Source organism: Alkalibaculum sporogenes (genome assembly GCF_009362815.1).
Taxonomy (GTDB): Bacteria; Bacillota; Clostridia; order Eubacteriales; family Alkalibacteraceae; genus Alkalibaculum_A; species Alkalibaculum_A sporogenes.
The window spans coordinates 68,768-82,273 of record NZ_WHNX01000007.1; the positions used below are offsets into that span (position 1 = coordinate 68,768).

General features: G+C 30.6%; 17 protein-coding genes. 15 read left to right on the plus strand and 2 right to left on the minus strand.

Annotated features, from left to right (window positions below; translation table 11 throughout):
• Position 1: 1 nt before the first annotated feature.
• The 9 genes from GC105_RS05995 (at position 2) to GC105_RS06035 (ending at position 7,431) form a co-directional block, all read left to right on the plus strand.
• On the plus strand, positions 2-1,063 hold the full coding sequence (locus GC105_RS05995) for a galactitol-1-phosphate 5-dehydrogenase (RefSeq protein WP_152802731.1): 1,062 nt from the start codon (positions 2-4) through the stop codon (positions 1,061-1,063).
• Positions 1,063-1,530 (plus strand): RpiB/LacA/LacB family sugar-phosphate isomerase, encoded by a 468-nt coding sequence (locus GC105_RS06000; RefSeq protein WP_152802733.1) that lies wholly within the window; start codon positions 1,063-1,065, stop codon positions 1,528-1,530. The genes GC105_RS05995 and GC105_RS06000 overlap by 1 nt, the downstream gene beginning before the upstream one ends.
• Complete coding sequence (gene rpe / locus GC105_RS06005; protein ID WP_152802734.1) at positions 1,530-2,201, plus strand: ribulose-phosphate 3-epimerase; 672 nt, start codon at positions 1,530-1,532, stop codon at positions 2,199-2,201. The genes GC105_RS06000 and rpe overlap by 1 nt, the downstream gene beginning before the upstream one ends.
• 1 nt (position 2,202) lies before the next feature.
• Positions 2,203-3,243: a zinc-dependent alcohol dehydrogenase gene (locus GC105_RS06010; RefSeq protein ID WP_152802736.1), complete on the plus strand. Its 1,041-nt coding sequence runs from the start codon at positions 2,203-2,205 to the stop codon at positions 3,241-3,243.
• A 154-nt stretch (positions 3,244-3,397) separates the two neighbouring features.
• Complete coding sequence (locus GC105_RS06015) at positions 3,398-3,685, plus strand: hypothetical protein (RefSeq protein ID WP_152802738.1); 288 nt, start codon at positions 3,398-3,400, stop codon at positions 3,683-3,685.
• A gap of 186 nt (positions 3,686-3,871) precedes the next feature.
• Complete coding sequence (locus GC105_RS06020; protein ID WP_152802740.1) at positions 3,872-4,159, plus strand: PTS sugar transporter subunit IIB; 288 nt, start codon at positions 3,872-3,874, stop codon at positions 4,157-4,159.
• 59 nt (positions 4,160-4,218) lie between these two features.
• Positions 4,219-5,493, plus strand: coding sequence for a PTS galactitol transporter subunit IIC (locus tag GC105_RS06025; protein ID WP_152802741.1), 1,275 nt, complete (start codon positions 4,219-4,221; stop codon positions 5,491-5,493).
• Positions 5,494-5,697: 204 nt separating this feature from the next.
• Complete coding sequence (locus GC105_RS06030; RefSeq protein WP_152802743.1) at positions 5,698-6,453, plus strand: SDR family NAD(P)-dependent oxidoreductase; 756 nt, start codon at positions 5,698-5,700, stop codon at positions 6,451-6,453.
• A gap of 36 nt (positions 6,454-6,489) precedes the next feature.
• The gene (locus GC105_RS06035) at positions 6,490-7,431 is read left to right on the plus strand and encodes a sugar-binding transcriptional regulator (RefSeq protein ID WP_152802745.1); all 942 of its coding nucleotides are present in this window, start codon (positions 6,490-6,492) and stop codon (positions 7,429-7,431) included.
• 82 nt (positions 7,432-7,513) lie between these two features.
• Here the strand turns inward: GC105_RS06035 and GC105_RS06040 are convergent, their stop codons facing one another.
• A complete protein-coding gene (locus GC105_RS06040; protein WP_152802747.1) occupies positions 7,514-7,792 on the minus strand; it encodes a hypothetical protein in 279 nt (92 codons plus the stop codon).
• Positions 7,793-8,059: 267 nt separating this feature from the next.
• Here GC105_RS06040 and rd point away from each other — a divergent pair, with 267 nt between their 5' ends.
• Positions 8,060-8,221 carry a rubredoxin gene (gene rd / locus GC105_RS06045; RefSeq protein ID WP_152802749.1) on the plus strand — a complete coding sequence of 54 codons (162 nt, stop codon included), beginning with the start codon at positions 8,060-8,062 and terminating at the stop codon, positions 8,219-8,221.
• 94 nt (positions 8,222-8,315) lie between these two features.
• Complete coding sequence (locus tag GC105_RS06050) at positions 8,316-8,816, plus strand: hypothetical protein (protein WP_152802758.1); 501 nt, start codon at positions 8,316-8,318, stop codon at positions 8,814-8,816.
• Positions 8,817-8,879: 63 nt separating this feature from the next.
• Here the strand turns inward: GC105_RS06050 and trxA are convergent, their stop codons facing one another.
• Complete coding sequence (trxA, locus tag GC105_RS06055) at positions 8,880-9,209, minus strand: thioredoxin (RefSeq protein WP_152802760.1); 330 nt, start codon at positions 9,207-9,209, stop codon at positions 8,880-8,882.
• Positions 9,210-9,493: 284 nt separating this feature from the next.
• Between trxA and GC105_RS06060 the strand changes: the two genes are divergently transcribed.
• The 4 genes from GC105_RS06060 (at position 9,494) to GC105_RS06075 (ending at position 13,456) form a co-directional block, all read left to right on the plus strand.
• Positions 9,494-10,891: an aminotransferase class I/II-fold pyridoxal phosphate-dependent enzyme gene (locus GC105_RS06060; protein ID WP_152802762.1), complete on the plus strand. Its 1,398-nt coding sequence runs from the start codon at positions 9,494-9,496 to the stop codon at positions 10,889-10,891.
• Positions 10,892-10,902: 11 nt separating this feature from the next.
• Complete coding sequence (locus GC105_RS06065; protein WP_152802764.1) at positions 10,903-11,490, plus strand: nucleoside/nucleotide kinase family protein; 588 nt, start codon at positions 10,903-10,905, stop codon at positions 11,488-11,490.
• A gap of 108 nt (positions 11,491-11,598) precedes the next feature.
• Positions 11,599-12,546: a DNA polymerase III subunit gene (locus GC105_RS06070; RefSeq protein ID WP_152802766.1), complete on the plus strand. Its 948-nt coding sequence runs from the start codon at positions 11,599-11,601 to the stop codon at positions 12,544-12,546.
• Positions 12,547-12,550: 4 nt separating this feature from the next.
• The gene (locus GC105_RS06075; RefSeq protein ID WP_152802768.1) at positions 12,551-13,456 is read left to right on the plus strand and encodes a PSP1 domain-containing protein; all 906 of its coding nucleotides are present in this window, start codon (positions 12,551-12,553) and stop codon (positions 13,454-13,456) included.
• The last annotated feature ends 50 nt before the right edge of the window (positions 13,457-13,506 follow it).

A 13,506-nucleotide genomic window follows, 5' to 3' on the forward strand; every position in this document is an offset into this window, starting at 1 on the left:
AATGAGAGCAATTAAATTATATGGCATCCAAGATTTAAGATTAGAAGAAGTATTACAACCTGAAATAAAAAAAGAAGATGAAGTATTAATAAAAGTTAAGGCTGTTGGTATATGCGGTTCAGATTTATCAAGATATGGAAAATTTGGTCCTAAAAAAGAAGTAGGTTTAACTTTTGGGCATGAATTTTCAGGTGTTATTGAAGAAATAGGAAAAAGTGTAACAAAATTTAATGTAGGGGATCGAGTAACCGTAAGTCCAGGATTTCCTTGTATGAAATGCGAATACTGTAAAAAATCTGACTATTCAAAATGTGATGAACTAGAAGTAATAGGTGCAGTAGCTGATGGTGCATTTGCTGATTATATTATAATGCCTGAAGATAATGTGATCCACATCCCAAACGAAATAGAATATGATCAAGCAGCTATGATAGAACCTTCAGCAGTTTGTGTACATGGTTTATATCAATCAGGTATCAAAGCTGGAGACACTGTTACGGTAATGGGATGCGGACCTATAGGTCTTATGACTATTCAATGGGCTAAAGTATTCGGTGCTACAAAAGTTATTGCAATTGACGTAATGCCAGAAAAACTTGAATGGGCGAAGAGTATGGGTGCTGATGAAATCGTCAATGGTAAAGAAGAAGATGCTGAAGACGCAGTTAAAAGACTTACTAATGGCAGGGGTACTGATATGGTATTCGAAGCAGCAGGATCAGCTTTTACTTGTGGACAAGTTCTTGCATTAGCAAGAAAAGGTGGAACTATTACTTATTTAGGTATTCCTTATGGAGATGTTAATATTAAAAGAGAGTGGTTTGAAAAAATTATGAGGAATGAACTTCATTTAGTTGGCTCATGGAACTCAATACAGGGGCCATTTCCAGGACCTGCATGGGATACAACTATACATTTTATGAAGACTGGACAAGTTGATTTTACTCCTATTATTACTCATAGATATGATTTAGGAGAAGCACCTGATGTATTTACTAAAGTTCATAAAAGAGATACCTTATTTGGAAAAATTATTTTTTTCCCTGAAGGGGTAGAGAAATAATGAAAAGAATAGCAATCGGTTCAGATCATGCAGGCTTTTTAGCAAAGCAAAACTTAATAAAAGAATTGAAATCTTGGGGGATAGAAGTAGTAGATGTAGGTCCATCTTCAGATGAAAAACCGGTAGAATACGTACCTATTGCTGAATTAGTATCTGTGAAAGTAGCTGAAAATGAAGTGGACGGCGGAATACTTATTTGTGGTACAGGAGTAGGTATGTCTATTGCAGCGAATAAAATTCCTGGAATAAGAGCTGCTGTAGTAAATGACTTATTTTCTGCTCAATACGCAAAATCAGACGTTAATCTAAATGTACTTTGTATGGGTGCACGAGTAATAAGTGAGAGAATAATAATGGAGATTACCAAAAAATGGGTAGATACTAATTTTACTGGTGGGAGATTTATACCTAGAATTGCTCAACTACATGAAATGGAATCTAAATATTTTACTAAAGGTGGAAAATAATGATTAAAGTATCGGCATCAATTATGTGTGGAAATCCTATGAAATTTGGAGAAGAACTCAGAAGGTTAGAAGATGCAAATGTTGAGATGATACATTTTGATATGATGGATGGATCTTTCGTTCCTAATATAGCAATGGGATTGTATTTACTTGAAGATATGAAAAAGAATACAAAAATACCATTTGATGTACACTTAGCTGCATGGGAGCCTTCACAGTATTATGAAAGAATTGCTGCTGCTGGCGTTGAATATTTAAGCATTCATACAGAAGCAGTTAAGCATATTCATAGAGATATTCAAAAGATAAATGAATTAGGAATATCTGCTGGTGTAGTTTTAAATCCTGCGACTACCGTAAATGCATTACAATACATTATTGAAGATATAAAGATGGTTACGATAATGACAGTAGATCCAGGTTTTGCTGGACAAAAGTTTATAAAATCACAGCTGAAAAAAATTAGAGAAGTAAAAGAAATGGCGCAAAAATATAATAAAGATTTATTAATTTCGGTAGATGGAAATATTAATAAAGATACTATTCCAGACTGTGTTAAAAATGGTGCGAATGTATTAGTTGCAGGAACATCATCTATATTTAAAGGTGATAATGCAAATTATAAAGAGCTAGTAAAAGAAATGAAAAATTCTATTAATGGAGGTAAGTGACTTGAAAGATACTATGAAAGGTTTATGTCTTAATGAAGAGCAAAAACTAGAATTAAAACAATTTCCTATACCAGAGCCTAAAAAAGGTTTTGTAAGAGTAAAAGTTAAGCGAGCAGGAATATGTGCAACAGATATTGGGTACTGGAAACACGGAAGCGACAGGCTAAAATTACCAGTAATATTAGGTCATGAAGCATCAGGAGTAGTTGAAAAGCTTGGAGAGGGTACCTCGAAATTTAAAGAAGGTGATAGGGTAATTGTAATGACTACCTACGAAGTTTGTGGAGAATGTAGATTTTGTCGTATTGAAGCAACAAACCTTTGTATAAGCCGTAGAGGAATTGGTTCAAAAGAAAATGGTGCATTCGCTGAATACATTGTAGTTCCTGAAAAAAGCTTAATAGCTATGCCAGATACAATGACTTATGACGAAGGTGCAATGGTTGAGGTACTAGCGTGTGGAGTTCATGCTGTAGCCGAACAAACACCAGTGACTCTAAATAGCGTTACACTAATATTAGGGCCAGGACCTATAGGAGTGTTGGCGGCTCAAGTAGCAAAAGCTGCAGGTTCAAAAGTTGTAATTGCAGGACTAACACAAGATAAGCCAAGATTAGAATTAGCAAAGGAACTAGGTGTTGATGTAGTTGTAAATTTACAAGAAGAAGATTTGAAAAAGATTATTTTAGACATGACAGATGGATATGGTGCTGACTTTGTAGTAGAAGCTTCAGGTTCAATTCCTGCAGTACGAACAGCTTTAGATTTAGTTGCAAAACGAGGAACACTATGTCAAATGGGAGTACATCACTCTCTAGTGGAAGTAGATTGGTCATTAATATTACACAAGGAATTAAATGTTATAGGATCCCTTAGCCAGAAACCTACAGCTTGGCATATAGCGAAAGATTTAATTGTAGATGGTAAAGTTAAAGTAGATCCATTAGTATCTGATGTTATGCCGATTGAAGAGTATGAAGATGCATTTGAAAAAGCGGCTAATGTATCAGGATTTAAAGTGTTATTTGATTTAGAAAAATAACATAATTGAATTTATTTAATATAATCCAGCACATAAACAAATATTTTACTGATATTAAAGAGTTTTATGTGCTGAATTAAACTTAATATATCTAAGAATAATTAAAATTACTATAAACTAATGATTAAAGAGTAGAAAGTATAGGTAATAATATATGAATGAAAACAAAGAAAAAAGACAGGAGATTTTTAACAACTATAAGGAAAGTATCAAGAGGGCTAAGTTTGCTCCATTGACAAAGTATGCTTTAAATGTAGGTAATCCTTCTAAAAGCAATGAACAAAAATCAAGTAACGACAAAGATAATAAAAATATCGATGAGATTTATTTAGAATATAAAATAAAAAAATTAGAAGAAAAGCTTTCAAAAATATTATTGATAAGCATGACTGCCTTGGTACTTGCAATTATTTCCTTAATAATTATAATGTATAATGTATAAAATATATACAATGTTGAAAAATATGTTATACATGAAAAACAAGCTACTGTTACACAAAACGCTTGCAATTACATTTGTAACGTGAGATAATTTACTAGGTAACAAAATGTAATCGTTACATGAAGGGCGATTAGTGAATATGTTTATTACTCACTAAATTATAGGTTCATTAAGGAGGTGAAGAGAATGGCTAAGAAAATTTTAGTTGCATGTGGAACTGCTATTGCTACATCAACAGTAGTAGCAAAAAAAATTGAAAAAGTTTGTAAAGAACAAGGTATAGCGTGTATGACAGTACAGTGTAAAGCTTCTGAAGCTGTATCAAAGGCAAAAACATTGAAACCTGATGTAATCGTTGGTACGTGTCAAATATCTGGTGATACTGGAGTACCAGTAATCAACGGAAGATCGTTCCTAACAGGAGTAAACCTCCAAGCCACAATTGATGAATTAATGGAAGTATTAAAGAAATAGTTTAATATTTCTAGAATTTAGTGAGATGATAATAAAAAAATGAATAGGGGGAAACACAAATGGATTTTATTTTAGCTGGATTTACATGGATTATTAATGCAGGAGCCTCTGTAATGATGCCAATTATTCTTTTAATTTTAGGACTGGCTCTTGGACAAAAATTTAGCGAAGTATTCAGAGCTGCAATTACGTTTGGTATTGCATTTATTGGTCTGAATTTAGTTATTGGACTTATGGTTAGTACGATAACTCCTGTAATCAACACATTAGTTGAAGTGTATGGACTTAGAAACAATGCTGTAGATATCGGATGGCCAGCAGGTGCCGCAGTAGCTTGGGGTACGGGAGTAGTACCTATTATATTTATAACCATTATAGCCACAAATGTTATTATGTTGATGCTTGGTTGGACTAAAACTATGGATATAGATATTTGGAATTACTGGCATGCATTATTTATTGGTAGCTCAATTGTATTAGTAGGTGGCGGAACTACATTAAGTTATATTTTAGCTGCTGTATCTGCTGCAATTAATATGGCAATTGTATTTAAAATTGCTGACTGGGTTCAACCAGATTGTGCTGAGATTTTAGGATTAGAAGGTATTTCTTTACCACATACACAAGCAGTAGCTTTTGCAATTATAGCATACCCGTTAAATGCATTAATGGACAAAATACCAGGATTTAATAAAATAGTATGGACATCTGATACGATGACTGAAAAGTTAGGATTACTAGGTGAACCTATGATCTTAGGATTAGGTATTGGATTTATTTTAGCAATTGCTGCAAGAATGGACGTTGCTACTATACTTAATACAGGTATGGGTGTAGCTGCAGTACTAGTATTACTTCCAAGAATGATTGCATTATTAATGGAAGGACTAATGGTTATTTCCGAAGGTGCACATGAATTTATGGAAAAAAGATTTCCAGGAAGAGAACTATATATTGGTTTGGATGCTGCAGTTGCTATAGGACATCCTTTCGTAGTATCTATTGCACTTATTATGATTCCAATAACTTTAATTTTAGCATTTATATTACCAGGAGTTACAGTATTACCATTAGCTGATTTATCAGTGTTAACATTCTTTAATATTTGTTCAGTACTTCCAAATAGAGGTAACTTATTTAGAGGTATAATTTTAGGAACAATTAATAGTATAATAATACTTTATATAGCTACTTTTGCAGCTCCTATCATGACTGAATTATTATCAGTAGTTGATCCAGGCATGGTATTAGAAGGATCACAAGTTACTAGCTTAGCAGTTGGAGCACAATGGTATACTTGGATTCCATACTGGATAGCACAATTGTTTATTTAGTAGCAATTAATTACTTTTTACTAAACCCTCAATGCTAGAGCATTGAGGGTTTGTTTTAGGATTTAAATAAAGCAAACACTTAATAATTAGAGTTGAGAACTTTGCTATTATACATAAAATTTTTATTGTGATGGTAAAGTTAAAAATTTTTATTGTTAAGTGTAAGTAATAATTAATCAAACAAGGATGATTTAGGAGGAGAATATGTTATTATTAAATAAGGTTGCGATTGTTACCGGTGGTGCAAAGGGAATAGGAAAAGCTATTGTTGAGGAGTTTGCTAGTAATGGAGCAAACATAATGATAAATTATAATACAAGTCATAAGGAGGCAATAGATTTAAAAGAAAAACTTGAATTAAAATATCATGTCGAAATATGTATAAAACAAGGAGATATATCAATACCACAAGAATCAATAGATTTAGTAGAAACTACTATAAAACACTTTGGGAAAATCGACATCCTTATAAATAATGCTGGTGCTGGTTTATCATTACCTTCTGCATTTGATGTTAAAGATGTTGATTTTTGTAGGGTAATAGATGTGAATTTAAAGGCGACATTTAACTGTTCAATGGAAGTAATTAAACACATGGTAAAACAAGGATCAGGCAAGATTATTAGTATCTCAACTTCAGCTGTTAATCAGCCTAGAGGTGGTACTGTGGCATATACAGCTTCAAAAGCAGGTATTGAATTGATTATGAACTCACTGGCTCAAGAATTCGGTCCAAGTGGAATTAATTTAAATATCGTAGCACCGGGACCAACGGAAACTGAGATGCTCAATCAATTCTTTACATTAGAGAGAAAGAAACAAGTTGAAAATGAAATACCACTTCGTAGAATGGCGAAACCAGAAGATATTGCAAAAGCAACATTATTTCTTTCTTCATCAATGGCGGATTATATAACTGGGCAAAAAATCGTAGTTGATGGTGGGAGAACAATCCGTTAAATTAATATAATTTAAATATAAGGGGTAAGATGTAGTATGGACGATATTAAAAAAATATTAGTGAAAGTTTCGTATTATTATTACAAGATGGGCTTGACTCAAGGCGAAATCGCAGAAAGACTAAAAATGTCTAGACAAAGAGTAAATAGACTATTAAAAAGAGTTCGAGATGAAGGTATAGTAACTATCAATATAAACGGGTTTAATGAGAACTACGTAGATTTAGAAAGTAAAATTGAGGAAAAGTACAATCTTAACCGAGCTATAATTGTACCTGCCATAAGAGATTTTCATGAAGTTAATCTGGCACTAGGAATAGCAGGAGCAGATTATATAACATCACTATTACATGATAACTTAAATATTGGAATGGCCTGGGGCAATACACTTTTTAATATTGCTAACAGTCTAGCAGATAACACAAATCACTTCAAAAATATTTCAGTAATTCAAGTAGTAGGTAGCTTAAACGAAGATGACGGGCTTAGACAGTCAGATGAAATTACTAGAATAACTTCTAATAAACTCAATGCAACGCCATATTTTTTATTTGCACCTACCTATGTAGATAATATAAATGTAAAGATGGAGTTAATGAAGGAAGAAAGTATAAATAATGTTTTTCAAAAAATGAGTCATTGCGATGTCATGCTTTATAGTGTAGGCGAAGTGAATGCATATTATAGTGCAATAAGTAGGGTTATAAAAATTGAAAACTACGATGAGATTATTAGAAGTGGTGGCGTTGGAAATATTGGTTTAAGATTTTTTGATAAAAACGGAAATTTTTTAGATTCAAAAATAAATGAAAAAGTAATGGGTATTGATATAGATACAATAAAAAAAATACCAGATGTTATTTGCGTAGCAGGACATAAAAGAAAAGTACCAGCTATAGTAGCGGCGCTTAAAGGTGGTTTAATGACCACATTAATAACAGATAATATTACAGCTAAAGATATTGTAGACTATAAATAATGACCCGCTTAAGTTAAACGATTTCATTAAATTTACATACAATAGGAATCCTAGTGAAGGATCCCTATTAGATACCGTATTATTATTTTAACTTTAAAATAGAGTCAAGTACTTTTTTTTGCCCCATTTGAGGGTAAATGAGACCTAATCCATCTATGACATTTGGTGCTTTAAAATCAATGCTTTGTTTATTAAGCATAACTATTACATCTGGATTCTCTTCTTTCTCTACTTCTAATGGTTTTTGGCTGAATATATTTACATTTATGATGTCTATATCTTGTCCACAGCTTATTTTGATTAATTTAACGATTTTTGCCGCTTTGCTATCATTAATACCGCCAACTAACATAATTTTCATTGATGGTTTCCTCCTACTAATCTATTAATTTTCTACAATTATAGTATATCATTAAAATGTTAATCTATTAATGTTGTATACTATTATTAATTAATTGTTAATTCATAAGTGAGCAATTGTACTAGTCTTAAAAATATAATGGATTAACTATTCACTTATTTTTAATAATACCTATAGAACTTGATTAAGAATATTTCGATAGGGTATCATATTACTGTTGAATTAATGATATAATGAAGCAAGAAATTATTTAAGGAGGTAAGTTATATGCAAAAATATGAATGTGTATTATGTGGTTACATTTATGACCCAACTGAAGGAGATCCTGATGGTGGCATAAATCCTGGAACAGCTTTTGAGGATATCCCAGAAGATTGGGTATGCCCACTTTGTGGAGCTGCAAAATCTGATTTTATTCCAGTAGAGTAATAAAGAAAAAAATATGTGAATTGCTTAAAGGTGGTTTCTAGGAGCCATCCTTTACTTTGCGTTATTTCAAATTTACATCATCTGGAGGGATCACATGTCAGTTAAGGCACGAGAGACAATTAAAATTAAGTCTTTTACATATAAACAACTATTGATTATATTTGCTATTTTAATAGGATTAGAGTTGTTTTTTCGTTATGTGAGAGATAGGATATCAGAAGACATGCAATTTATAATAAATATTTCTAGTACGATTATAGTTATAGCGCTTTTAACGATGCTTATTGTTAAAGTGCTACCTCGATACGAGCTTATGGTTCTAGAAAAAGATTTTGCAATTTATAAATCATTTATATTAAAAAATAAGTTAGTCTTTGCTGTACCATTAGTGGAGATAACTAGTATTAATAAAAAATATGTAAATAAAAGAATAGAAGGTAAGAAACACAATTTTACACTTTGGGGAGTTAAAGATAGGCTGATATATATTATTACATTCGTAAAGGATGAAAAAAAACATAATGTTCACTTTCACGCATCAAAAAAATTTATAGAAAAGCTAGAAAAAACTATTAATAAAAGGTTACAGACTTAAAAATAGGTTCTTAATTCATATGAATTAAGAACCTATTTTTAAGTAATGATTATAATAGCGGAACTATAAGAGTGAATTAATGATTGTGGTATAATCAGGCTTCGTTTTTGCACCAACTTCACGTCGTACTTCTTCACCATTATTAAAGAATAATACAGTTGGGATACTCATAACTCGATATTTCATTGCAATAGTTCTATTTTCATCTACATTTACTTTTCCTATTTTTGCTTTTCCTTTGAAATCAGTAGAAAGTTCATCTACTATAGGTAATACCATTTGACATGGACCACACCATTCAGCCCAGAAATCTACTAAAACAGGAACACTGGAATTAATTACTTCATCCTCAAAATTACTTTCATCTAAGATAATTACATTTGAATTTGACATCAAACAAACTCCCTTCATAATAATAGTTTATATCTACCCAATGAGTATGGGCGTTAACCAATACAAAATATACCTATAAGTAATATTAGAGTACAATGGTAAGCATAGGTAAGGTATAATATATCATATGAGTACTTTTATTAAAAGATTATTATAATTATTATTTTCAAAAACATCAATAAAAATAACTAAACTTAATTAGAATAATTTAAAACTAAATAAATTATTTTATAACATAAAAACTAAAAATCAGTAAATCAACATTAGTTGAAGAGAGGTATTTAATGAGGAGCACTATATATAATACAGTAGAGAAGATAATTAATAAAGATGGATACACAAGATTACACATGCCTGGGCATAAAGGGATATCAGAGATAGCAATAGATTGGCATAAATTCGATATTACAGAGGTACCTGGATGTGACAACTTAAGTAACCCTAACGATTTATTACTTCATGTTATGGATCAAATATCGCATATCTTTGAGACTAAAAAGTCATTTATGTTAGTAAATGGAAGCACAGTTGGGATAATAGCTTCTATACTAGCGATATGTAGATCAGGTGATTCATTTATAATACCGAGGAATTCTCATAGATCCGTTTATTCTGCTTTTATGCTCCAAGATATTGAACCAATATATATATACCCGTCAATATATTTAGATAAAATATTTGGTTGTATTCAAGCAGATGAAGTAGAAATAGCATTTAAAGAAAACCCTAATTGTAAAGGTATCATTATTACTTCCCCTAGTTATCATGGAGTTTGTAGTAATATTAGCAAAATAAGTGAAGTTTCTAAGAAATATGGTAAAATATTAATAGTTGATGAAGCTCATGGTGCTCATTTAAAATTTAATAAGAGTCTGCCTTTATCTAGTGTAGATTTAGGTGCTGATATAGTCGTGCAAAGCACACATAAGACATTAAGTTCATTTAATCAAGGAGCACTATTACATGTATGTAGTGACAAAGTAAATTTAAATATTATTAGACAGTATTTGAATATGTTGCAAACTAGTAGCCCTTCTTACCCAATAATGATGTCCATTGAAAGCGCTGTAAAATATGCCTTTAAGAATGGGCAGTTGATATTTGATAAGATTATTGGCTATCACAATTATATAGAAAAAGAATTACTAAATAGTGAATTTATAATTAAAGGAACAGGCTTAACGAGTTGCTGTAAAGTATTTGATTATGATAGAAGTAAGATATGGATCGAGTCTAATAGCATATCTGGCCACTTACTTAGTAAATTGCTTAGAGAAAAATATAATATACAAATCGAAATGTGGGACCAATATAGTATATTAGCTATGATGGGTATAGGAACTCAAGAGATTGATATTAAACGCCTCGTAATTGCGTTAAAAGAAATTGCATTACTTGAAGAATATAAAGAGCAAGTACGATTACCTAAGAATTATATATATCCAAAAGTTGATAAGAGTATGAATTTTGGTGAGGTAATAAGAAAAGATAAAGAACTGGTATCACTAAAGAGGAGTGTAGGTAGAATATCATCTGATTTTATAATACCTTATCCTCCTGGTATACCGATAATTGTACCAGGTGAAATTATCAGTTGGAAAATTATAGAACGGATAAGTGACTGGTCTGTAGAAGAAATTGTAGGATTAACAAGAGATAGAGAAGTATATGTCACAATATAGAGGGAGATAATATGGGTAAGATTTTTGTGTTAATGGGAAAAAGCAGCACTGGTAAAGATAGTATATTTAAAGTACTAAAAGAGGATTCAGATTTGAACCTAATACCAATTATTACTACTACAACTAGACCAATAAGGAACGATGAAACCGATGGAGATCAGTACTTCTTTATTAAATATGAAAAACTTATAGAGTATGAAAGTAAAGGAAAAATAATAGAAAAGAGAAAGTACGATACTACTCAAGGTACTTGGTATTATGCTACTATCGATGATGGTCAGATAGATCTATCTTTAGGAAATTACGTTTTAATTTCAACATTAGAAGCTTATAAGAAGATACAAAGTTACTTTGGATCTGAAAATGTCATTCCAATATATATAGATATCAAAGATGATATAAGATTAGAGAGAGCAATTATTAGAGAGCGGCAAGAAACAAATCCCAATTATAACGAGTTATGTAGAAGGTTTTTAGCAGATAACGTAGATTTTAGTATTGAGAACTTAAAAGATAATAATATTATTAGACATTATAGAAATTATAGTTTAAATGAAACGATTACAGAAATAAAGAAAGATATGTTAAGCTTTATATAGTAATTTGATAATATGTTATATAACAGAATTGATTTATTTTAGTAGAAGCAATATAATGTTAACTATCAACAAATTACTTATAAATATTTGAATTGAAGAGGAAAATTATTGTTTAAAAATATTACTATTGATGAAAAAAATAAGGACATATTAATAAAAGCTATTAGCAAAGATAGAATCAATCATTGCTACATTTTTGTAGGACCAACAGGGACTAACAAAAGGGAGAGTGCTATTGAATTTATTAAGGCTATACTTTGTACGGAGGAAGAAAAACCGTGTAACAAATGTATTTCTTGTGTTAAAATTAATAATAATAATCATCCAGATTTTATTGATATATTACCTACAGAAAATTCTATTAAAATATCTCAACTGCGAGAAATGCAAAGAAAAATGAATATAAAACCTTATGAAAGTAATTATAAGGTGTTTCTAATAAATAATAGTGAAACAATGGGAATACCTGCTCAAAACTCACTCCTAAAGTCATTAGAAGAGCCAAATAGTAGGGTGGTAATGATTTTAATAAGCAAAAGTAGTCAAAGTTTGTTGCCTACGATATTATCTAGAGGACAGATATTACATTTTAATCCTTTAGGTAGAATTAAGTTTGAAGAGGAAGTAAGTAATTATAATCTCAATACTAAGGGAATTGAAGATTTATATAATCTTAGCCAAGGATGTATAGCTAAAGCAAAATATATTTTAGATAATCCAGAAGAAATACTCAAGTTTGATAAATTTAGAGATTATATATATAACATTATAAAAAGAGATTATAATAAAGTATTTCAATTCTCAAAATGGATTAAAGATAATAGTATACCTAATGAAGATGTTTTAAATAATATGTTGATTATATTTAAGAACATTCTTTATGCAAGAATACAAGTTGATATAAATGAAGGCAAGGAAGTATCAGATTATTTAACTTATGAATCAATTCATGATATAATACAAGATATTATAGATCTGCAGTCTTCACTAAAGTATAATATAAATTTTCAATTGCAAATTGAAAGACTGTTACTGAAGATACAGGAGGAAAAATAACTAAATGATAAAAGTTGTAGGAATACGGTTCAAAAAGGCCGGTAAGATATATTATTTTGATCCACGAGAAGTTGAAATTAGTGTGGGTGATAGCGTGATTGTAGAAACAGCCCGAGGACTAGAATACGGAAAAACTGTGACTCCAATCAAATTTATACCAGAGGAAGAAGTAGTATCTCCAATTAAGCCTGTCCTAAGAATAGCTACTAGTAAGGATGAAAAAACTTATGAAAAAAATAAAGAAAAAGAATTAAAAGCTATAGAAATTTGTAAACAAAAGGTAGAAAAGCATAAGTTAGATATGAAACTTATTGATGTTGAATATACCTTTGACAATAATAAAGTAATATTCTATTTTACAGCAGAAGGAAGAGTTGACTTTAGAGAATTAGTGAAAGATTTAGCTTCTATTTTTAAAATTAGAATAGAGTTAAGGCAGATTGGGGTTAGAGACGAAGCTAAAATGCTTGGTGGACTTGGACCATGTGGAATACCATTATGCTGTTCAAAATGGCTTGGAGATTTCGAACCTGTATCCATTAAAATGGCAAAAGAGCAAAATCTATCTTTAAATCCAACAAAAATATCTGGTATATGTGGTAGGTTATTGTGTTGTTTAAAATATGAACAGGATTTTTATGAAGAAGTAGGTAAAAGACTACCTTCAGAAGGTCAAAGAGTAACTACGCCAGAGGGTAAAGGTATAATAATAAAAATAAATATATTAGCAGAATCAATTGTCGTTAAATTAGACGGCGAAGACACAATAGTTAAGGAATATAAACTTGAACAGATCAAAGTAGAAAAAAGTTGTAAAGGATCTTGTTGTAAAAAAAATCAACTTAAAAATAAACAATCCAATGATTTAACAAATGAAGAAAAGCAAGAATTAAAAAAATTAGAAGGATAATCATTTAATTATAATATTATTTATTATATAATGTATTTGTAGTTAGGTGA